The 20,783-nt window shown below is 67.4% G+C and carries 16 protein-coding genes, 1 tRNA gene and 2 pseudogenes; 8 read left to right on the forward strand and 11 right to left on the reverse strand.

Annotation, left to right across the window (positions count from 1 at the left end; genetic code table 11):
* Nucleotides 1-13: 13 nt before the first annotated feature.
* From P3102_RS15830 to P3102_RS15850, 5 genes are all read right to left on the reverse strand, one after another.
* Nucleotides 14-2,236 (reverse strand): Orn/Lys/Arg decarboxylase N-terminal domain-containing protein, encoded by a 2,223-nt coding sequence (locus P3102_RS15830; RefSeq protein ID WP_276370084.1) that lies wholly within the window; start codon nucleotides 2,234-2,236, stop codon nucleotides 14-16.
* An 813-nt stretch (nucleotides 2,237-3,049) separates the two neighbouring features.
* Nucleotides 3,050-3,196 carry a hypothetical protein gene (locus P3102_RS15835; protein ID WP_276370087.1) on the reverse strand — a complete coding sequence of 49 codons (147 nt, stop codon included), beginning with the start codon at nucleotides 3,194-3,196 and terminating at the stop codon, nucleotides 3,050-3,052.
* Nucleotides 3,197-3,346: 150 nt separating this feature from the next.
* Nucleotides 3,347-5,662, reverse strand: a complete 2,316-nt coding sequence (locus P3102_RS15840) for a molybdopterin-dependent oxidoreductase (protein ID WP_276370088.1) — start codon at nucleotides 5,660-5,662, stop codon at nucleotides 3,347-3,349.
* A gap of 486 nt (nucleotides 5,663-6,148) precedes the next feature.
* Nucleotides 6,149-6,700: an EF-hand domain-containing protein gene (locus P3102_RS15845; protein WP_276370090.1), complete on the reverse strand. Its 552-nt coding sequence runs from the start codon at nucleotides 6,698-6,700 to the stop codon at nucleotides 6,149-6,151.
* A 153-nt stretch (nucleotides 6,701-6,853) separates the two neighbouring features.
* The gene (locus tag P3102_RS15850; RefSeq protein WP_276370092.1) at nucleotides 6,854-7,069 is read right to left on the reverse strand and encodes a hypothetical protein; all 216 of its coding nucleotides are present in this window, start codon (nucleotides 7,067-7,069) and stop codon (nucleotides 6,854-6,856) included.
* A gap of 424 nt (nucleotides 7,070-7,493) precedes the next feature.
* Here P3102_RS15850 and P3102_RS15855 point away from each other — a divergent pair, with 424 nt between their 5' ends.
* Nucleotides 7,494-7,916 (forward strand): peptidase inhibitor family I36 protein, encoded by a 423-nt coding sequence (locus P3102_RS15855; protein WP_276370093.1) that lies wholly within the window; start codon nucleotides 7,494-7,496, stop codon nucleotides 7,914-7,916.
* Between the two features lie 176 nt (nucleotides 7,917-8,092).
* Here P3102_RS15855 and P3102_RS15860 read toward each other — a convergent pair whose 3' ends face one another.
* From P3102_RS15860 to P3102_RS15870, 3 genes are all read right to left on the reverse strand, one after another.
* Nucleotides 8,093-8,524: a hypothetical protein gene (locus P3102_RS15860; RefSeq protein WP_276370095.1), complete on the reverse strand. Its 432-nt coding sequence runs from the start codon at nucleotides 8,522-8,524 to the stop codon at nucleotides 8,093-8,095.
* 10 nt (nucleotides 8,525-8,534) lie between these two features.
* Nucleotides 8,535-8,843: an ANTAR domain-containing protein gene (locus P3102_RS15865; RefSeq protein WP_276370097.1), complete on the reverse strand. Its 309-nt coding sequence runs from the start codon at nucleotides 8,841-8,843 to the stop codon at nucleotides 8,535-8,537.
* A gap of 268 nt (nucleotides 8,844-9,111) precedes the next feature.
* Entirely contained in the window at nucleotides 9,112-9,273 is a 162-nt protein-coding gene (locus P3102_RS15870) for a hypothetical protein (protein WP_276370098.1), read from the reverse strand.
* Nucleotides 9,274-9,679: 406 nt separating this feature from the next.
* Between P3102_RS15870 and P3102_RS15875 the strand changes: the two are divergent.
* Both P3102_RS15875 and P3102_RS15880 read left to right on the forward strand, forming a co-directional pair.
* Nucleotides 9,680-10,066, forward strand: a pseudogene (locus tag P3102_RS15875) (transposase); the annotation flags it as partial.
* A 77-nt stretch (nucleotides 10,067-10,143) separates the two neighbouring features.
* On the forward strand, nucleotides 10,144-11,370 hold the full coding sequence (locus P3102_RS15880) for a recombinase family protein (protein WP_276370100.1): 1,227 nt from the start codon (nucleotides 10,144-10,146) through the stop codon (nucleotides 11,368-11,370).
* Here P3102_RS15880 and P3102_RS15885 read toward each other — a convergent pair.
* Nucleotides 11,352-11,435: transfer RNA gene (locus P3102_RS15885), tRNA-Leu, on the reverse strand. The genes P3102_RS15880 and P3102_RS15885 overlap by 19 nt on opposite strands.
* 228 nt (nucleotides 11,436-11,663) lie before the next feature.
* Here P3102_RS15885 and P3102_RS15890 point away from each other — a divergent pair.
* From P3102_RS15890 to P3102_RS15915, 5 genes and pseudogenes are all read left to right on the forward strand, one after another.
* Nucleotides 11,664-12,686, forward strand: coding sequence for an LLM class flavin-dependent oxidoreductase (locus tag P3102_RS15890; protein ID WP_276370101.1), 1,023 nt, complete (start codon nucleotides 11,664-11,666; stop codon nucleotides 12,684-12,686).
* 76 nt (nucleotides 12,687-12,762) lie between these two features.
* The gene (locus P3102_RS15895) at nucleotides 12,763-13,428 is read left to right on the forward strand and encodes a S1 family peptidase (RefSeq protein WP_276370103.1); all 666 of its coding nucleotides are present in this window, start codon (nucleotides 12,763-12,765) and stop codon (nucleotides 13,426-13,428) included.
* A 308-nt stretch (nucleotides 13,429-13,736) separates the two neighbouring features.
* Nucleotides 13,737-14,384 (forward strand): annotated as a pseudogene (locus P3102_RS37825) (LLM class flavin-dependent oxidoreductase).
* Between the two features lie 117 nt (nucleotides 14,385-14,501).
* Nucleotides 14,502-16,130 (forward strand): GMC family oxidoreductase N-terminal domain-containing protein, encoded by a 1,629-nt coding sequence (locus P3102_RS15910; protein ID WP_276370104.1) that lies wholly within the window; start codon nucleotides 14,502-14,504, stop codon nucleotides 16,128-16,130.
* Nucleotides 16,131-16,143: 13 nt separating this feature from the next.
* Nucleotides 16,144-17,718 (forward strand): succinic semialdehyde dehydrogenase, encoded by a 1,575-nt coding sequence (locus P3102_RS15915; protein WP_276370106.1) that lies wholly within the window; start codon nucleotides 16,144-16,146, stop codon nucleotides 17,716-17,718.
* On the opposite strand, the gene P3102_RS15920 is transcribed toward P3102_RS15915, so the two are convergent.
* Both P3102_RS15920 and P3102_RS15925 read right to left on the reverse strand, forming a co-directional pair.
* The gene (locus P3102_RS15920) at nucleotides 17,715-19,004 is read right to left on the reverse strand and encodes an MFS transporter (protein ID WP_276370107.1); all 1,290 of its coding nucleotides are present in this window, start codon (nucleotides 19,002-19,004) and stop codon (nucleotides 17,715-17,717) included. The two genes, P3102_RS15915 and P3102_RS15920, sit on opposite strands and share 4 nt — an antisense overlap.
* Nucleotides 19,001-20,662, reverse strand: coding sequence for an amidohydrolase (locus P3102_RS15925; RefSeq protein ID WP_276370109.1), 1,662 nt, complete (start codon nucleotides 20,660-20,662; stop codon nucleotides 19,001-19,003). The genes P3102_RS15920 and P3102_RS15925 overlap by 4 nt, the downstream gene beginning before the upstream one ends.
* Between the last annotated feature and the right edge of the window lie 121 nt (nucleotides 20,663-20,783).

Below are 20,783 nucleotides of genomic sequence, written 5' to 3' on the forward strand. Positions count from 1 at the left end.
GCGCTACCGGTGGTTACCGCAGGCAGGTGATCCAGTAGCTTCCCTCGAGATCCCGGTTGACGCCATGGGTTTCGCTGGGGAAACCGGGGAATTCCCGGTCGAACGTTTCCAGCGCGCGCAGATAACGCAACACGGGACCGTCCGCGTCGCCGGTGCTCTCGCCGGGCATGAGCACCGGGATTCCCGGTGGGGTGGTGACGACCTGCGTCGCGACGGTACGTCCGGCGATGTCGGCGAGGCGCACGGGTTCCGTTCCACCGCGGATGAGGCGTTGGTAGGTCTGCGCCGGGGTGAGCACGGCCGGGGTCGGATGGGTGAACGCCTCGTCGAGCAACGCGGTCAGCTCGCTCTTGCTGAGCTGTGTGTGCATCTGTGCGCAGAGCCCGGACAGCGTGAGGTCCTGATACCGGTCGGGATGGGCTTTCACGAGGTCCGGCAGGACGTCGGTGACGGTCGCCTCCGAATCGTACAGACTCTTGAAGTCCAGCAACGCGTCGAGCAGGGTGCCCCACTTGCCCTTGGTGATGCCCATCGAAAACAGGATCAGGCAGGTGTACGCGTCGGTCTTTTCCACGACGATCCCGCGTGTCTCCAGGTACATCGTGAGAATACGGGCCGGGATGCCCATATCGGAGACGTTGCCCCGCGCGTCCACACCCGGGCAGGTGATCGACACCTTGATGGGGTCGAGCAGGCAGTAGCCGTCCTCCATGCCTTCGAAGCCATGCCAAGGCGCGCCGGGAGCCAGGGTCCAGCAGCCGGGCACGGTGCGCAGCAGCTCGAGTGGGGCGTCGGCGAAGGCGTACAGCCGCCCGGTGGCGGGGTCGGTGACCTCGGTCGGCTGCCAGGTGCCGAAGAACCAGCCGGGCCGGTCACCGGCCTCGCGGATGCGCGCGCCGAGCCGGTCGACCGCCTGGCGGAAACGGATGGCCTCGGTGATCGCCTCGTCGGTGAGCCACCGGCCGCCCGCGCCGTCCATCATGGCGGCGGCCACGTCGAGCCCGGCGATCATGGGATACATCGGCGAGGTGGTGGCGTGCATCATGAACGTCTCGTTGAGCTGCCGGTGCTCGACCGGTGATCTCGGCGAGTTCTTGACATGCACCATCGAGCTCTGCGACATGGCGGCAAGCAGCTTGTGTGTCGACTGGGTGGAGAAGACCGTCGGTCGCACGTCGTCGGGCAGCGCGTCTGCGTCGACAGACATGCCGTAGCGACGGGCGTAGAGCGGATTGAACCGGGCGTAGGCGAACCACGCTTCATCCAAGTGCAGCCGCGGCACGGAAGCGCCTAGCAACTCGGCGACGCGGACGGCGTCGTAGCACAACCCGTCGTAAGTCGAGTTGGTGATCACCGCGTACACGGGGTTCGCGCCGGCGGACCCCTCGGTGAACGGGCTGCGACGGATCTGGGCCGCGACCGCTTCGGCTGCCATGACCGACGGCGGGATCGGTCCCATGAGCCCGTATCCGTTGCGTGTGGGCACGAGGTAGACCGGTCTGCCTCCGGTGAGCGTCAAGCCGTGGTAGATGGCTTTGTGGCAGTTGCGGTCGACGAGCACCAGCTCGTCGGTGGCGATGCTGGCGTGGCAGGCGATCCGGTCCGCGGTGGAATCACCGTGCAGCACGAAGTACGTCAAGTCCGCGCCGAAGATCCGCGCGGCGTTGCGCTCGGCGTCACCGATCGGGCCGGTGTGTTCGAACAGCGACCCGAGTTCGGCGACGGAGATCGACAGGTCGGTGCGGAACAACCGTTCGCCGTAGTAGTCGAAGAACGCCCGGCCGACCGGTGATTTCAGGAACGCCACGCCACCCGCGTGCGCCGGGGTGTGCCAAGAGTACTCGTGCGTGTCCTCGAACCGGAGCAGCTCGCGGAAGAACGGCGGAAGCACGCCGTCGAGGTACCTCTGAGCGGCGACCCCTATCCGGCCGGCGATGAACGCCGGCGTGTCCTCCAGCAGCCAGACGTAGCCGGACACCACCTCCGAAACCCACAACGGAAGATCGTCGACCGAGGCCGCCGTGGTCACCAGGAAGACCGGGAGCTTGGTGTACCTCCCCATGAGCGCCTTCAGCACGGTCTCCGGCGTATCGAGGTCCCAAGACACCAACGCCGCTGAGAGATCCGCCCGGCTTTGCGTCAGTGCCAGCGCGTCCTCGGCCGTGTCCGCCCACGCGACCGCATGCCCCTCGTCGCTCAGGCAGGCGCAGATCCGGTCCAGCTGATCACGCGTCACCGCGCCACTCGAAGGGCGATCCAGCGCTACCAATACCGTTGAGCGAGACACGTTGACTCATTCCGCCGGGCGACAGGTTCTTCAAGCAGTCTTGGGCCGAATGGCCTATCTGTCGATGCCGCGAACGCGTGAGGAATTCGCCCCGGACGGATCAACACCCGCGCGGTTGTTCCTTCCTCACCCGTCCCTGAGCCGCCATACGAGCGATCGAACTGTGCGCAAGAGTGACACGACAGCAGCCGAAGCGAAGCGCGTCCGGTTCGCCCCGCGATGGCCGTTGATGCCCTCCACCTGAAGACCGCCGGGCGGTGAACTGGTTTACAGGTTGCGCCGTGAGCCCGCCGACAAGAAGAACCGCGGCAACAGCTGGACCCAATGTGGACTTCCCCTAACCGATGGTCCGGCGATCGCGGGACCGTCCCGGGTGCTAGTACCAGGTCGATCCCGCGCGGCACCTCGTGCTCGGTCTCATAGCCGGAACGAACGTCACGCAGTTCCACTCAGTGCCCCTGTGGCGACCGGTTGCGCGGGTTGCGGGGGTCGCTACCACGCTCCGCGCTGCCGGGCACATTCGACGGTCGCGGTCGCGCCAGGGTGAACCACAGAGCACTCGCCACGTGAGCACTGGAGCGAACTTGACGGGCGCACCCTGGACGAGGGACAGCGGACCTCCGCAGCGGCGCCTGAAAAGAAGTACCAGAGCGAGCGCGGGGGAGGGGCAGCTGGCTGCAACGATACGAGCTGGCTCCCCGTCCTTGCCGTGTTCACGCCGCGACCGCGGCTGAATGCCGGATCGGGGACGGCTCGACGCGGTCATGCTGTGCCAGGGGGTAGCCGGAGACCGCGCGGGTCGTAGATCCCGGTCAGTGGGCCGGTCGGCAGTTCCAGCTGCGCTCCGCCGCCTGGCAGGTGCGCGGAGAGCGTTATCAGCTCGGCGGCGTTGCGGGCGAGCCGTTTCATCTCGTGCACGGTGAGGATGACCGGCTGGTCCGATGCGGCGGTCTTGATCTCATGGGCGAGCGTGAGCGCAAATGCGCCCGATTTGCTCCAGGTCGGCGAACAGGTAGCCGGGTTCGCCGCCCTGGTCGGGCAGGTCGGGCGTGGTGGACGTCAACTGGGCGGTGCGAAGTTTGGTGGTGCGAAAGCGAGCACATCGGGAAGGGTGCCGTCGTAGGGTTCGACGTCGACCAGTGCGCTGTTGGCGCTTGGCCCTTGGGACAGGCGCGAGCACGGTCGATCCGCGGTGAGGGCGTTTGGGTTGCCGTGGCGGTCCAGTGTTCCGCTCAGGCCCGGCTGGACCGGATCCCACCACGCTCCCGTGGATAGTTGCACGACGCCGGGCATGACGTCGTCCGACAGGACCGCGCCGGCGAGACAGCTGCCCCGGTCGTTGTGGACGCGCACGATCATGCCGCTCTCGATGCCGCGTGCCGCGGCGTCCGAGGGGTTGATCGTCACGGGCTCACGATTGCGGATTTTCGAAGCGCGGCTGTGGCCGCCGTTGTCGTACTGGCTGTGCAGGCGTGAGGCGGGCTGATTCGAGATCAGGTGCAGGGGGAACCGGTCCGACAGATCGGCACGTAGCCACTCCACCGGTTCGAACCACTTCGGGTGCCCGGCGCAGTCGTCGTAGCCGAACGAGTCGATCTCCTCGGAGAAGATCTCGATTCGGCCCGACGGCGTCGGCAGGGGGAAACGCTGCGGATCCGAGCGGAGGGCCTCGAAGTTGCCGGGAAACGGTCCAGTCGAGGCCGGGAGCGCGGCGGTGGAGCTTCGCCAGAAGTCGTCGAAGGCCGGTAAGGCAGCGGTGTCTCCGAGGTGGGCCCTGGTCTGCTCGTAGAGGTGGCGGACCCATTCGATCTCGCTGCGCGACTCGGTGAACTCCTTCTCGTATCCGAGCTGGGAGGCCAAGGCGGTGAAGATGTGGTGATCGGTGCGCGATTCGCCTGCCGGCTCGCGGACTTTCGGCATCGCGACGAGGTGGGGGTCGGAGAATCCGGCGGCGAAGTCGTCGCGCTCGAGGCTGGTGGCGACGGGCAGGACGATGTCCGCGAGCTTGGCCGTCGTGTTCCACCAGGCTTCGTGCACCACCACTGTGTCGGGGATCTGCCAGGCGCGGGTTAACCGATGCAGATCCTGGTGATGGTGGAACGGGTTTCCCCCGCACCAGTAGATCAGGCGAAGCTCGGGCATGGTGAGCCGGCTGCCGTCGTAGTCGATGACTTCACCTGGGTGTAGCAGGGTGTCGGCGATCCTCGCGACAGGGATGAAGTCGGGAACGGGGTTGGGGACCGCGGGTATGGTCGCCACGAAAGGGCGGTCCGGGGCGACGCCTGTGGCGTCCATCGTCGCGTGACCCGCGCCCCAGCCGCAGCCGGGCCGACCGATCGAGCCCGCCATGGCGGCGAGTACTACGGACATCCAGATAGGTTGTTCGCCGTGGTCTGCCCGTTGCACGGCGTAGTTGACCATGATGAGTGACCGTTGGGTGGTGAGGCGGCGGGCGAGGTCGGTGATCGCGTCGCGACCGATGCCCGAGATCTTCGCCGCCCAGGCAGCGTCCTTCCGGATGCCGTCGAGCTCGCCGACCAGATAGGAGGCGAAGCGGTCGAATCCGACGCAGCACCGGCTCAGGAAATCCTCGTCGTGCCACCCGTTGACCAGTATCGTGTGTGCGATGCCGAGCATCGCGGCGGTGTCGGTGTTGGGAATGACGGGCAGCCACTCGGCGTCGAGGAAGCCGGCGGTATCGCTGCGGATAGGGCTGATGTTCACGAACCGCACCCCGGCCTCACGGCACCGGCGTTGCAGGTCCCGTGTCTGGTGCCTGGCCAACCCGCCGGGGTTGATCTGGCTGTTCTTGAGGGCCAGCCCGCCGAACGCCACCACGAGCTCACAGTTCCCGGCGATCTCGTCCCACATCGGCATCCGGCTCTGGTAGCTCCACGGATGGCCGCCGATCACATGGGGGAGGATGACCTCCAGAGCCGCGGTGCTGTAGGTGTTGCGGGAGTCGGTGTATCCCCCGCCCAGCGCCAGGAACCGGTGGAGTTGTCCCTGCGCGTGGTGGAACCTGCCCGCACTCGCCCAACCGTAGGATCCGCCGAACACCGCGCTGTCCCCGTGCTGTGACCGAACCCGGCGGAGTTCATCGCTCACCAGTGTGATCGCCTGGTCCCAGCTCACCTCCACGAAGGCGTCGGTGCCCCTGGCCGTGCCGTGGGCGCGAGGCTCGCCGTTCAGCCAGCCCTTGCGCACCGCGGGACGTAACACGCGAGCGCTGTCGTCGGCGGCCGTCACCATTCCGGGACCGATGGGCGACGGAGCGGGGTCATCGGGCCTCGGCTCGATGCGTATCAACCGGCCGGAATCGACCACGGCGACAAAACTGCCCCAGTGCGTCGCGACCGACATGCGTCGTTCCATCCTGCATCACCTCTGCCGCTGAAGTTTCCCGACCTCGGACAATGGTTGCTCATGCGGCCGGGAGGTGATGTAGTGCAAAAGAGGCCCACGCCGTCCGGCTAGCGAAAAAGAGTCGGTGTCGATCTGCGCGAGCGAGGACGCCTCCGCAAGGGGTCGCTCATCGACGGAGTCTCCGTCCCTGCCCTGCGGTGGGCCAGCGCTGTGTCACCCACGCTAGAGCCGACCGGCACGAAGGACGATGAATCGGGCAGGTCGTCCGGCAGCGACCGCCGTCCTCGTCCGTGACGATCTGCGTCGTCACGGCGACTCTTCCGCCCGACCAGATCCGCAGGTCGAGGGTTTCCCTACGGGGCTCGGATGCGGTGGTGCACAGGCAAGCCCTCAGCCGATGGTCCCAGGCACTCGCGCGCCTTCGCCGTGCGACCCGGTGTCCGGTCCGCTGCCCCGACCTCGGGTGCAGCGGGCCGGACGACACCGTGCGGCCGGTTACGCGGTGATCCTGCCGAACAGGTGGACCGCAGGTGCGTCCGGATCGTCGCCGAAGAAGAATTCCGCGACCGCCCGGTGGTACTCGGCGCGATCCAGTCCGCCCGAGCCGTCCAGGTCCAATGCGTTGAAGACCGCGGCACAGTCCTGCGAGGAGACGTTGCCCGTCAGGCCGAAGATCTCCGTGAATTCCTTCAGGTCGACCTTGTCGTCCCCGTCGAGGTCGATCAGGTCGAAGTAGCAGTCGGCCACGGGCCCGACCTGCTGCGGGTACAGGGCGGGATCGGCCAGCGCCCGCTGGAACCCCTCGGTCATCTCCCGGAGATCGACCTTCCCGTCTCCATCCTGATCCATCGGTGCGATCACATTGGTCCAGAACGCCTCCAGCCCCTCGACGAGCCGGCGGGCGGTCGCCGGCTGCTGCGCGGCATCACGGGCCGCGACGTAACGCTCACCCATCAGCCGGACGTCCTGACAGGTGATGACTCCGTCGCCGTCGACGTCGGCGCCCCTGAACCACTGGCGGTACTTGAGATCACGAATTCCAGTCACGACCACGCAACGTAGGCAGTCCGTTATGCGATTGTCTAGCGGCGCGGCCGCCAGGCAGGGGCGAATCATCCACCCGGATGACGGCCTCTCGCCCACCGGATCTGCCCGCCGCGTGCTGCCGAGTCCGATCGGGGAAGCAGGACCTATCGCCGTTCAGAGGACGCCGCTCCACTTGCTCCGGTCACCACCGCTTCCCGGTTCGGGACTGACCCTGAACATCGCCGAGCAACGACGCCGTGAACGCCGCTGCTGCGCCAGGTTCTGCGGGAGGTCGAGGACGCCGGTGACAACCTGGCGATGCGGGAGCCCGAGCTGCGGCTGCTCGCCGCTGGCGGTCACCGGCATCCGCAGTAACGCCGTGCTCGCCACAGGTGGCCGACCTGCACTACAACGGCGGCCGCCGGCGCCTGCGGTTTCGGAGTCGAGAGATCGTTCACGATGGGCTGGCGAGCATTCCTCTGCGCGGCGAACTGGTATCCACACCCACGGTCGAGTCTGCCATGCCCATTCGCGATGCGACGCACCTGAATGCATGAAGTCATGAGCGCATTACCTCATGCGTCCGACTGTAAGCGCTACCACCATTTTCGCAATTTTATCGGCGAGCCGATGCCGGTATCGCCGTCGCGGCTGTGTTGAGATGCGGTTTCCAGTCCGTGCATACAGAGTCCCGCATGAGCGGCGAGGTCGTGCCGGCTCGCGCAAGGCTGGCCTGTTGTGCTAGGCGCGGTGCAGTATGAGAGCCGGTGCCTGGAGCAGCACGGGCGCAGATGATCAGATCGAGGAGGTAGGCGTGTCGAAATTTTCGTACCGTGTCGCCAGAGTGATGACGGTGATGGCCGGCTGTGTAGTGATGGTTATGGGATTGACGAGCGTCGCCAGTGCCGCACCGGCAGCTCGAAATGGACGTTGCGAGGACGGCGAGTTCTGTCTGAACTACAACCTGAACTTGTCGGGTGCTGTTTCTGATTTCGTCACCTCCATTCGCAATTACGGTTCGACGCAGCCGACGTGCTACGAGTTCATAGGGCCCGGAGCTGGGGCGGGTCAATGCTTGAAGAACAAAGCGAAGTCGGCGCAGAATCGTTCCAGTAGGCCGGTGACCGTGTACTTCAACAGCGATTACGGTGGCGATTCCGAAGGGTTCGCACCAGGCGCAGCGCGTAACTTGAAGCCTGCACTCAGAAACAACGTGGCCAGCCACAGATTCGGCTGACAAGCCGGACGACCGGGGCGGTGTCGCCGCGGCCGAGTATCAGGTGGCGGAACAGGTGCGAGCGGATCGAGCTCGCATTGATGTCCGGTCCGAGGCATGCGCGCTCGTCGACGACACGTCCCGCGACCTCCCTCCGGTTGAAGCTTTCGGCATGGCCAGAGTCCTGTTCTGGAGGTTCAGCAGCAGTCCGCCGTCGCGGTGGTGTCGTGGCCCTGCCGGGCCGGGGGCGGGTCGATTCTGGCGAGGGTGTGGTCGAGTTCGGTGGCGGCGCCCAGGCGGTGGAAGGCCTGGGCGCAGTCACGGAACAGCCGTGCCGCTTCGGCGGGCTGACTGTGCTGGACGAGGTTGGCCCGGTGGTATTCGGCGCGCCAGGCGATCCGTTCTTCGCCGGTGTTCAGTGCGGCGGCGCGCAGGGTGGTGTAGGTGTCGATGAGCTGGTCGATGTCGAAGGTGGGTTCGATGAGCGGGAGAACGAAGTCGGTCATGGCCGCGGCACGGCGGACCCAGCCGTAGCGGCATGCCCATTTCACCGTGATCATGATCTGGCGCCGTTCCGCGGACGCGCAGGCGCCCACGGTTCGCTCGACCCGGTCGGCAGGGTCGTTCATCGTCGAGCACTTACGTTCCAAAAGACGAGCCCAGCACGGATCTTCGGGCCTCGGCCAGCACCACCCGTACCGTTTCGCGATCGAGCCGGGGCGGCTCGACGTAGCCGCCTGCGGCGACGATCACCGTCGCGACGTCGTGCAGCTTGACATTCGTATGCTGGGAGATCGTCTTCAATGCCGCGAACGCCTGCTCCGCAGACCAGCCCCGTAACAACATCAACATCCCCTTGGCCTGTTCGATCACCGGCAAGGTCTCCAGCGCCCGGCGCAGCTGGTCCCGCTCGACCGAAGGATCCTTCGTCTCCTCGTGTGCACTCACGATTTTCCACTACATCCGTTTTCGGTCTACTGCCGCGTTAGGCGTCAGTTTCGACGGGCTATCCCCTCGCGACGAAGTGGGCGTTCCAGACCAGCGCGCGACCGAGGTTGATCAGGCGGACTCGCTTCCGTTGATCCCAGGCCGTTTGCGGCGGCGAGCGTGGGAGGGCGGGGATACGCCTGTTGCATTGTGTCGAGTGCGGCGCTGATGTCGTGTCCATGTCCCACGGCTCCACCGGGCGCCCCGCAGCGGACCTGGCATGGTGCTGCTACGTCGCCACTTCGGTCCAGGTCGGCATGCCGCGCAGTGTGGAGGAGGCGGCGAGGGCGGGTCGGGGCGTGCCGTCGAAGGGCTCGTAATAGGTAGTGTCGTCGGGCAGGACGTACCAGCGGCTGCCGCCCAGGGACGGTTTCTCGGCGACTTCGTACATGGTCGCCGGTCAGGTCGGGCTCGTCCACTGCGCCTCCAGATCACTCATACGGCCTAGTGTGTCATCAGGTCGAGTCAATCATGTCACTACCTGCCGGGGGTCACTGGTCGGCCGTGGCGGGTTCACTACCTGGTGTTATGTCAGCCACTCGGCTTGACGGCAGACCGCCCGAGGGGTCAGGATCATCGACAAAGTTCGTGCGTATGTTCGAGTGATTTGTCGCTGGCTTCCCCCACGGCAGAGCGTGGGTGGTGTGGAGCTGGTGTGGCGTTCAACAATCCTGCTGTCCCGTGGTCGGAGATCGCCCGTGTGGCCTCCGGCCAGCCGGATGTCCACGGTGACGGGAGCGATTCGCCCGCCTGGTCGCGTAAGCGCGAGGGCTATGCCGGGGCGCCGGCGGATCTGCGGGCAGCGTGGTGACAGCCCGCAGTTCATTCCGGTCCTGGCCGGGATTCGGGTGCCTCGGCCGGCCGGTGGCCGGCCGCGCACGCGTCCTGATCGGGTGCTGGCGGATAAGGCCTACACCTCGAAGGCCAACCGAGCGCACCCGCGCAAGCGTGGGATCCGGGCGACCATTCCGAGCAAGGCCGATCAGGACGCGCACCGCAAGACGAAGGGGTCGAAGGGCGGGCGGCCACCGGCTTTCGACCCCGAGATCTACACACAGCGCCACGCCGTGGAATGCGGCATCAACCGGCTCAAACGCCACCGCGCCGTGGCCACCCGCTACGACAAACTCACCGTCCGCTACGAAGCCACGGTCCAGCTCGCCGCGATCAACGAATGGCTCTGACAGACTTCGATACAGGCCCTAGGCGCGGCATGAGCGAGTCGGAGCGGCAGCACGTTCAGGCTCGGGTGAGGGCGGCGATGGACGCGCAGGTCCTCAACGAGGGGCGGCACCAGGGCGGCCGCGCGCCGTACGGCTACGTGGTCGTGGATGGCGGCCCTCATCCGAATCCCAGGAAGGCTGCGGAGGGTTTCCGGCTGCGGGTGCTCGCGATCGATGAGCCTGCTGCCGAGGTCGTGCGGCGGATCTTCGCCGAGTACCTCGACGGGAAGGGTGATCGCGCGATCGCGAACGGGCTCAATCTCGATGGGATTCCGTGCCCTTCTGCTCGGCGGCCGGAGCAGAACCGGCATCGGCTTGCCGACGGATGGCAGGGCAGCACGACGCGATCGATTTTGGAGAATCCGCGCTACACCGGGTACGCCATCTTCGGCCGGTGGGCCAAGCACGAGACGCTCCTGAATCCTGACGACGTCGGTGCCGGGCATGTGGTCCGGTTCCGGCGCGCGGCACCTGACCGCATTGTGCGCTCACGGCAGTCGGCGCATCCGAAGATCGTTTCTCTTGAGGACTTCACGCAGGCCCAGCTCATGCGCCGGTCGCGGGCTGCCGGTGGACTGCGCGGCATCGCGAAGCTGGAGCGCGACCGGCCCGCTGTCAAGCACACGTACCTGCTGAAAGGGCTAGTGCGCTGTGACATCTGCGCTCGGAGGATGCAGGGTGCGGTGATTCGTAAGGGCATCTACTACCGGTGCATCGCGCGGACGATGGCGCCAGGGTCGCCGGTGCTGGCCGATCATCCGAAGACGGTGAACCTTCGCGAGGACGTCGTGATCCCGCCGCTCAATGCCTGGCTGTGCCAAGTGTTCGACCCGGACAACCGCGACGGGACTGTGGCCGCGATGGTCGGAGCCCAGCCGGGTGGGTCGGGAACGGGACGCGAGGCTGTTGAGAAGCGGTTGAAGGACGCAGAGGCACGGTTGCGACGGCATCAGGCGGCGATTGAGGCCGGTGTGGATCCGGCGGCGCTCGTGGACGCGATGAACCTTGCTCAGGCGGAGCGCCAAGCGGCACGAGAGGAACTGGAGAACCTACCTGAGTTCGCGAGAATCGACGCGGCAGAGGTGTACGCCATGTTGGACTCGCTGGGTGATGTCGAGCGGGCGCTCAACTCGCGGAAGCCGGACCGCATCACGCAGGTCTACCGGGATCTCGGGCTGCAAGTGCTCTACGACAACAAAAAAGAGGCGGTCGTAGTGACCGCCTCTCCACGTGTGGATAACGTGTGTGTCCGAGGGGGGACTTGAACCCCCACGTCCGTTAAGGACACTAGCACCTCAAGCTAGCGCGTCTGCCATTCCGCCACTCGGACTTGCTGATGTGAGAAGAGTATACGTCGCTGGGGAGGCCTCGATCAGGGGGGTCCGTATCGTCACGCAGACCTACATTGAGACGATGATCGGTTACCCTCTGACAGCTTTCGCAGCTCCGACGCAGGACAAAGGCCTGAAGTGCGAAGCGTGACGGCTGGTAGCGCGGAGCGACTGGCCGAGGTGGGCGGCAGGGGAATCAAACCTCCTCACCAGGCGCTACAGGTGCTGTGAAAAAGATTGGTTTCCTGTCCTTCGGCCACTGGTCGGAGAGTGCGCATTCCGAGACCCGGTCCGCCGCCGACTTCCTGCATCAGTCGATCGACCTGGCGGTGGCGGCCGAGGAGCTCGGCGTGGACGGCGCGTACTTCCGTGTGCATCACTTCGCGCGGCAGGCGGGCAGTCCGTTTCCGTTGCTGTCGGCGATCGGCGCGAAGACTTCGAAGATCGAGATCGGGACCGGCGTGATCGACATGCGCTACGAGAACCCGATGTACATGGCCGAGGAGGCGGGCGCGACCGACCTCATTGCCGGGGGCAGGCTCCAGCTGGGGGTCAGCCGGGGATCCCCGGAGCAGGTGATCGACGGGTGGCGGTATTTCGGTTACGGGCCCGCGGAGGGGCAGACCGCCGCGGACATGGCCCGGCAGCGCACCGAGGTCTTCCTCAAGCTGCTCGACGGCGAGGGCTTCGCCCAGCCGAATCCGCGGCCGATGTTCCCCAACCCGCCGGGGCTGCTGCGGCTCGAGCCGTACTCGGCGGGGTTGCGCGAGCGGATCTGGTGGGGTTCCGGTTCGAACGCGACCGCGGTGTGGGCGGCCGAGCAGGGGATGAACCTGCAGAGTTCCACGCTCAAGGACGACGAGACGGGCGAGCCGCTGCACGTTCAGCAGCGCAAGCAGATCGAGGCCTACCGCCAAGCCTGGAGGGAGGCCGGTCACGCGCGGGAGCCGCGGGTGTCGGTCAGCCGCAGTGTCTTCGCGTTGACCAACGACCTCGACCGCGCCTACTTCGGCCGCGATCGGAATTCGCGGGACCAGGTTGGCATGATCGACGAGACGACCAGGGCCATCTTCGGGCGGTCCTATGCCGCGGAGCCGGATGAGCTGGTGCGGGCGCTCAAGGAGGACGAGGCGATCGAGGCCGCGGACACCTTGTTGCTGACCATTCCGAATCAGCTCGGTGTCGAGTACAACGCGCACGTGCTGGAGAGCATCCTCACCCACGTGGCGCCGGAGCTCGGCTGGCGCTGAGAATGCGCGGTTCGGCGGATGGGCCGGGGCGCCTCGCTCGTTACGATCGGGGGATCCCCGGCCATCGGAGGGTCCCATGAGACTGCCCCGATTCCCCTTCCTTTCCGGCCTCGCCCTGGTCTTCTGCCTGGCCCTGCCGCCGACGGCGCAAGCGAGCGCGCCGGCCCCGCTCGGTGGCGGGAGCGTGTTGCAGACCGGTGCCTCGTCCCGGTGCACGGCGGGATTCGCCGCCGTCTCCGGGAACACCGGCTACCTGATCGCGAGTTCCGTCTGCGGCAGGCCCGGCGACACCGTCCGCAGCGCGGGCCGCGTCGTCGGGGTGGTCGCGGCGGCCCAGTCTCCGCCGACGGGCGCGATCGTCATCCGGATCACCAACACGACCGACTGGCGGCTGGTGGGCTCGATCCCGCCCACCGACAGCCGGGTGACGATCACCGGATCGGTCGAAGCGCCGGTTGGCGCGTCGGTGTGCAGGTATGGCACGACCACCGGCTGGCGCTGCGGGATCATCCAGGCGAAGAACGTGTCGATCACTTCCCCCGAGGGAACGCTGACCGGCCTGACCCGCACTTCCGTCTGCGCCGAGCCGGGTGACAACGGCGGGCCGTTCGTCAGCGGGACGCAGGCGCAGGGGGTACTGGTCGGCGGCAGCGGGAACTGCTCCAGCGGCGGCACCAGCTACTTCTTCCCCGTCAACCGCGTCCTGGCGGCCTATGGGCTGACGATTCTCACCGGAACCTAGGACAGCAGGGGAGAGGGTAGTGCCGCGTGAACGCCGGCGTGATCGTCACCTGGGCTTTCCCGGCGGCGGCGAAGATCGTCTGGTGTCCGGGGGCGAGTTCGCCGGCTTCGGCGTTCAGCGCGGCGTAGGCGTGGTCAGCGCCGGGAACGGCGGGCGTCCTGGCGGCAACGTGAATCGCGCCAGGTATCCGGCCGGGACAGGGGCGACGTGTGGCGCCCTCGCCGGCTTGTCCAAGCCTGGCTGGTGCGGGCTCGAGTCCGAAGTGGACGCCGAAGACCGCCTTCGCCACAGGACACCGTTGGTCCGACATGCTCGCCGTCTGGCAGACCGCCGACGAGATCGAACTGTTCGAATCCGGTTGGGCTTTCGATCACTTTTCTCGGATTCGACCGGTCGTGCCTCGAAGGGTGGGTGGCCCTCACCGCGCTCGCGCAGGCCATGAAACGGCTTCGCCTTGGCACGCTGGTCAGCGGGATCCACTACCGGCACCCCGCGCTTCTCGCGAACATGGCCGCGACACCGGACATCGTTTCCGGCGGCCGCTTGGAGATCGGCGCGGGCTGGAACGAGGAGGAATCCGGCGCGTACGGCATGCTGGCCTGGGAGACCACCACATTCCGGGATGAGCACTACCAGCTGACCGACGCCCGGTGTGAACCCAAGGGCGTGCAGAAGCCGCATCCGCCGATCTGCATCGGCGGCAGCGGCGAGAAGCGGACCTTGCGCACGGCCGCGAGGTACTGCACCGGCACTGCGCGGACATCGGCCGGGAGCCGAGCGAGATCACCTTGTCCTCGCACGTCCGCCTCGGCAAGGACGGCGACTACGCCCAGGTCGCCGCCGACGTCGAGGCACTCGGCGAAGCGGGTCTCGACCTGGCGATCACCTACCTGCCGCCGCCGCACACGCCCGCCGTGCCGGAGCCGCTCGCGAAGGTGCTCAAGCCGCTGCGCTGAGGTCTCGAAGGCCGGCCGGGGAACGGCGGCCCGTTGCGGAACCGGCAGGTCCCGCTATACGATGACAGAACTAGAACAGGTTGCAGTTCTGTCCGGTGGGCGGACCGAGGAGCGGACATGGCGAACAGGGCTGCGCGCGGCGACGAGGCCGACTACGTGGTCGTCGGGTCGGGCAGCTCGGGTGCCGCGATCGCGGGCAGGTTGGCGGAGTCCGGGGCCAGCGTGATCGTGCTCGAAGCGGGGAAGAGCGACGACAGGATGCTCGTCAAGAAGCCGGGGCTGGTCGGCCCGATGCACGCCGTGCCCCGGCTCAAGAAACCCTTCGACTGGGGCTACTACTCGGTGCCGCAGAAACATGTTCTCGATCGGCGGATGCCGGTACCGCGCGGCAAGGTGGTCGGCGGCTCCAGTTCCATCAACGGCATGGTCTACGTGCGCGGCAACCGCGCGAACTTCGACTTCTGGGCCGCCGAGGGCAACAAGGGCTGGGACGCCGACAGCGTCAATGCCGCGTACAAGCGGATGGAGGACTTCGAGGACGGCGAGACCGAGTTCCGGGGCTCGGGCGGTCCGATCCGGGTCACCCGCAACAAGACCCCGCAGGAGGGCACGCTCCAGTTCCTCCAGGCGACCGCCGAGGCGATCGGCTGCGAGATCCTCGACGACTACAACGCCGAATCCCAAGAGGGCGTCAGCCTGATGCAGCAGAACACCGCCGACGGCCTGCGCTACAGCGCCTCGCGCGGCTACATCCACCATCTCGCGCCCGCCACGCTGCGGGTCCAGTCCGGCGTGCTGGCGAAGAAGGTGCTCATCGAGAACGGCCGTGCCGTCGGTGTCGAGGTCGTCGACGCGAACAGGGGACAGCGAACGCTGCGCGCGGGCAAGGAGGTCGTCCTCTCGGCAGGTTTCGTCGGGACCGCACACCTGCTGATGTTGTCCGGGATCGGCCACGCCGAGCACCTCAAGGAGCACGGTATCGACGTCGTCGCGGATCTGCCGGTCGGCGACAACCTGCACGACCACATGTTCCACGCGCTGACCTTCCGCGCGTCGTCGAGCAAGAACAGGGGCACGCCACCGTACTTCGCGCGCGGCCTCGTCAGCGAGCTGATGCGGCCCGGCACGACGTTCCTGGCGAACTCGGTCTTCGAGGCGGTCGCCTTTCTCAAGACCTCCCAGGCCGCCGAGGTGCCCGACCTCCAGCTGCACCTCCTTCCGTGGGCCTACGTGACGCCCAACCAGGACGCGCCGATCCGGCACGACGTCGACAAGCGGCCCGCGCTCACCGTGCTGACCACGCTGATCTACCCGAAGAGCCGCGGCACGCTGCGGCTCGCCTCGGCCGATCCCACGGTGGCGCCGCTCATCGACCCCCGGTACCTGTCCGATCCGGCCGATCTCGAAGTGCTCGGCGAGGGCTCGGAGATGGTCCGCGAGATCTTCGGCTCGAAGGCCTTCAACGGCTCGATCAAGGAAGAACTCCACCCCGGCACGGGGCTGCGTGGCCAGGAGCTGCGCGACGCGATCCTGAATCGCGCGACGTCGGTCTACCACGGCGTCGGCACCTGCCGGATGGGTGTCGACGAACTCGCGGTCGTCGGTCCCGACCTCAAGGTCCGCGGGGTCGACGGCCTGCGGGTCTGCGACGCCTCGATCATGCCGTCGATCACCGGCGGCAACACCAACGCGCCCGCCATCATGATCGGCGAAATGGGCGCGCAGCTCGTTCTTTCGGACAACTGACGGAAAGAGGGTCATGACCGTCACACCGCTCGCGCTCACCCGTCCGGCGTCGGTGACCGACGCGTTCCTGCGGCGGCTGGCCGCCCGAGTGCCGGGCTCGTCCGGCGCGACCTGGAAGCTCACCGAGGTCTACACCGGCGACGTGCTCGTCGAGCTGCCCCAGTCGACACCCTCGGACATCGAGCAGGCGTTCGTCACGGCGCGCGCCGCGCAGGAGAAGTGGGCCGCCACCCCGGTCAAACGGCGGCTGGAGGTGTTCAACCGGGCGCACACGCTCATCGTCGACAACGCGCCGGCCGTCGCCGACCTCATCCAGGTCGAGAGCGGAAAGAACCGGCGGATGGCGATCGAGGAGACCTGTGATCCGGCGATGGTGATGAGCCATTACCTGACGCGGGCCGCCAAACTGCTGACGCCGGCCCACCGCGGCGGACCGATCCCGTTTCTGACGACGTCGACCGAGATCCGGCGGCCCAAGGGCGTGGTCGGGATCATCGCGCCGTGGAACTTCCCATTCGCCACCGGCATCTCCGACGCCGTCCCGGCGTTGATGGCCGGAAACGCGGTGGTGCTGAAACCCGACAACAAGACCGCGCTCTCCCCGCTCTACGGCGTGGAGCTGCTGGAGCAGGCCGGACTGCCGAAGGGCTTGTTCCAGGTGGTGTGCGGTGAGGGTCCGGACGTCGGCCCCACTCTGGTCGATCAGGCGAACTACGTGATGTTCACCGGTTCCACCGCCACCGGCCGGGTGATCGGCGAACGGGCGGGCCGCAACCTCATCGGCTGCTGTCTCGAACTCGGCGGCAAGAATCCGATGATCGTGCTCGAGGACGCCGACCTGGCCGAGGCCGTGCGGGGCGCGATCTTCGGCGCTTTCGGCAACACCGGGCAGATCTGCATGCACATCGAGCGGATCTACCTGCCGGAGTCCCGGTACGAAGAGTTCAAGAACGCGTACGTGGCCAAGACCAAGGCGCTCGACGTCCGCGCCGCCTACGACTTCGGGCCCGACATGGGCTCCCTCGTCTCCGCCGACCACCTGAGCCGGGTCAAGGCGCACGTCGACGACGCCGTCGCGAAGGGCGCGACCGTCCTTTGTGGAGGAAAGCCGCGACCCGACCTCGGCCCGGCGTTCTTCGAACCGACGATTCTCGAAGGCGTCACGAAGGACATGCTCTGCGGCGTCACCGAAACCTTCGGACCCGTGGTGGCACTGCACGAGTACCGCACGATCGACGAGGCTGTCGCGTTCGCCAACGACACCGAGTACGGCCTCAACGCCTCCGTCTGGGGCGGTGACGTCGGCGCCGCGCGTGCCGTGGCCGCGCGGATCGAATCCGGCAACGTCAACATCAACGACATCCTCGCCACCGCGTACGCCGCGAAGGGGACACCGTCCGGCGGCGTCAAGAATTCTGGCGTCGGCGCCCGCCACGGGGACCAGGGCCTGCTCAAGTACACCGACGTGAAGAACGTGGCGGTGCTCAAGAAACAGGTCATGGGTCCCCGCGGCGGCCAGACCTACGAGAAGTACGTCGAGGGGATGCTGTCGGGGCTGAAACTCCTGCGGCGCCTGCGTATCCGCTAGACCGTGGCCGGGGAGTCGGTGTGCTGCGGCGCGGCCAGCACACAGGCGATGCTGAGCACGCACATGCCGATCAGCAGGCCGATCGCCGGCCAGACACTGCCCGTCGCCTGGAACAACAGGGTCGACACCAACGGCGACAAGCCGCCGAAAAGCGCGCCTGCCAGTTGGTAGGACAGCGAGATGCTGGTGTACCGCGCCCGCGGGAGGAACATCTGCGACAGGATGGCGGCGATCGGGCTGTAGGTCGCCGTCATCGCGAGGCGCATCGCCACGAACGCCGCGATGATCAGCGCCGCGTTCCTGGTCGAGAGCACCAGGAACTGCGGGGCCGCGAGCACGGCGACGCCGACCAGGCCGAACACGACCACCCGCACCCGGCCGAAGCGATCGCCGAGCCAGGCCGCGCCGAAGGTGACGACCAGTTCGACGAACGCGGCGATGGTCAGCGCGTTGAGCACGAGCGATTCCGAGACGCCGACGGCCGGATCGGTCGCGTACGCCGTCGCGAAGGTGGTGACGAGGTAATAGCCGCCGACAGCGACCGGCAGCACGCAGATGCCCAGCAGGATCGGCCTCCAATTCGTCCGGACGGCGTACAGGACGGGGACGCCGGGTTCTTCGGCGGTTTCCTCGAAGACCGGTGACTCCTCGACCTTCAGCCGCACGACGAGGCCGACGCCGATGAGCAGCACGGACGCGAAGAACGGGATCCGCCAGCCCCACGTGGTGAGCCATTCGGTGCCGCCGATGCTCAGGAGACCGAACAGTCCGGTGGCCAGCAGCGCGCCCGCCGGGTTTCCCGCCTGGGCGAAGGCGCCGTAGAAGGTCTTCTTGCCCGGCGGCGCGTGTTCGACGGCCATGAGCACGGCGCCGCCCCACTCGCCGCCGACGGCCAGCCCTTGGACGAACCTGAGCACCACGAGCAGAATGGGCGCCCACGTGCCGATCTGGGCGTAGCCGGGCAGGCAGCCGACGAGGAACGTCGCCGCGCCCATCATGGTCAGCGTCACCACGAGCGCGGTCTTGCGGCCGACCCGGTCACCGACGTGCCCGAACACGATGCCGCCGAGCGGCCGGGCGAAGAACCCGACCGCGTAGGTGGCGAAGGCCGCCGCGACCCCGGTCAGCCGGTCGCCGGTTTCGGGGAAGAACACGGTGCCGAAGACCAGGCTCGCCGCCGTGGCGTAGATGTAGAAGTCGTACCACTCGATCGTGGTACCGACGAAGGCCGCGAGCCCGGCCCGGCGGGCTCGGCGGAGCGACGGGGTGCCGGTCTGGACGGTCATCGGGCCACCTCGCCGTCGATCCAGGTTTCCAGCACGCGGACACCGGCGATCCTGTCGGGATCGCAGGTGAGGGGATTCTCGCCGAGCAGCACGAAATCGGCGCGTTTGCCGGGGGTGATGGAGCCGAGGTCGCGCTCACGGCCGAGCACCCTGGCACCGGCGATCGTGTGGGCGGCGACGGCCGACCGGACGTCGATCAGCAGTTCGTCGCCGCCGAGCCGGTGACCGCGGCGGGTCGTCCTGGTCACCGCGGTCTGGATGGCTTCGAGCGGGTTCGGTTCCGCGACCGGGGCGTCCGAGCTCAGCGTGATCGGGACACCCGCCGCCTGGAACTCGCCGAGGGGGTTGAAGCGCTCGCCGGGGGTGCCCACGGCGTCCGTGACGCCTTCGCCCCAGTTGTAGTAGTGCTGTGGTTGATTGACCGGATGGACGCCGAGCGTGGCCATTCGCCGGATCTGCTCCGGTGACGGCAGCCCGCAATGCTCGATGCGGTGACGGGCGTCGGGCCGGGGATTTCGCCGCTGCGCGTCCTCGATGGCGTCGAGCACCATGACGATCGCGTCGGGGGACTGGGCGTGGGTCGCGGTCTGGAGCCCGGCCTCGTGTGCCTTGCCGATCAGCGCGGCGTAGTCCTTCGGGTCGTGGTAGAGCTGCCCGGTGCGGCACGGGTCGCCGACGTAGCCGTCCGGGAAGTACGCGGTCCAGCCGCCGAGCGTGCCGTCGGCGTAGAACTTGATCCCCGCGAACGCGAGGCGCGGGGTGCCGAAAGCGCCGTGCAGCCCCATTTCCAAAGCCTGGTCCAGCAGATGCGACAGCAGGTACAGGTGCACCCGGGTCTTGAGCTGCCCGGCTTCGTCCAGCCGCAGGTACAGGTCGAATTCGCGGCGCGTCACCTGGGCGTCGCCGATCGCGGTCACGCCCGCGGCGAGGAACTTCTCCTGCGCGGCGGCCAGCTGCCTCGCGTGCTCCTCCGGCTCGTCCTCGAGATGGAAGTTCGGCCCGTGCCGCCCGACCTTCACCCCGGTGACACCGGTGAGGATGTTGCACGCCGCGTCCGAGAGCTCGCCGGTGAGCTCGCCGCGCTGGTCACGGAAGAACACCCCGCCGTCGGGATCCGGGGTGTCGCGGGTGACACCGTTGCGCCGCAACGTGAAGCCGTTGACCACGCCGCCGTGCCCACTGGCGTTCATGAGATAGACCTCGCGGTCTTCGGCGACCGCGTCGAGTTCCTCCTTGCGGGGATGCCGTTTTTCGGCGAGGTTGCGGTGTTCGTAGCCGTAACCGCGGACGGGCTTGCCCGACGGGGTGTTTTCGGCCGCTTCGCGCAGCAGCGCGACGATCTCGGAAATGGTCGACGCGCGCTCGGGGCCGCAGTCCACCCAGGTCATCATCTGCCCGTACATCAGGGGATGCGCGTGCGGGTCGATGAAACCCGGAAGGAGCGTTCCCGGCAGCCGTCGCACTTCCGGCTCCGGACGGCCGAGGCTCGCGGCGCGGGCCCGGCACTCGTTCACGGAGCCGACCGCGGCGATCTCCTCGCCGAACACGAGCACCGCTTCGGCGCCTTCGGTGGCGTCGTCGACGGTCACCAGCTCATCCGGAAGCAGGATCGTCGCTCTCGCGTCGAGGACTGAACGATCGAGGGGCAACAGACGCATCGCGCGGACTCCAGGGGTTCGTCGGTGAAGTGGGGCGAAGGTAAGCGACGAAAACCTCGAACGCAATCAGATCGGTCGTGCACGGACGGTGTTCACGATCGATACGTCGGTGATGGGGTGC

It is taken from the genome of Amycolatopsis sp. QT-25, from assembly GCF_029369745.1.
GTDB lineage: Bacteria > Actinomycetota > Actinomycetes > Mycobacteriales > Pseudonocardiaceae > Amycolatopsis.

Coding starts and splice junctions, on each gene's coding strand:
- P3102_RS15835 (WP_276370087.1), bottom strand. CDS start 3,196: ATGAAACGGCTCGCCCGCAACGCCGCCGAGCTGATAACGCTCTCCGCG.
- P3102_RS15840 (WP_276370088.1), bottom strand. CDS start 5,662: ATGGAACGACGCATGTCGGTCGCGACGCACTGGGGCAGTTTTGTCGCC.
- P3102_RS15860 (WP_276370095.1), bottom strand. CDS start 8,524: ATGAACGACCCTGCCGACCGGGTCGAGCGAACCGTGGGCGCCTGCGCG.
- P3102_RS15870 (WP_276370098.1), bottom strand. CDS start 9,273: ATGTACGAAGTCGCCGAGAAACCGTCCCTGGGCGGCAGCCGCTGGTAC.
- P3102_RS15880 (WP_276370100.1), top strand. CDS start 10,144: ATGGACGCGCAGGTCCTCAACGAGGGGCGGCACCAGGGCGGCCGCGCG.
- P3102_RS15895 (WP_276370103.1), top strand. CDS start 12,763: ATGAGACTGCCCCGATTCCCCTTCCTTTCCGGCCTCGCCCTGGTCTTC.
- P3102_RS15910 (WP_276370104.1), top strand. CDS start 14,502: ATGGCGAACAGGGCTGCGCGCGGCGACGAGGCCGACTACGTGGTCGTC.
- P3102_RS15915 (WP_276370106.1), top strand. CDS start 16,144: ATGACCGTCACACCGCTCGCGCTCACCCGTCCGGCGTCGGTGACCGAC.
- P3102_RS15920 (WP_276370107.1), bottom strand. CDS start 19,004: ATGACCGTCCAGACCGGCACCCCGTCGCTCCGCCGAGCCCGCCGGGCC.
- P3102_RS15925 (WP_276370109.1), bottom strand. CDS start 20,662: ATGCGTCTGTTGCCCCTCGATCGTTCAGTCCTCGACGCGAGAGCGACG.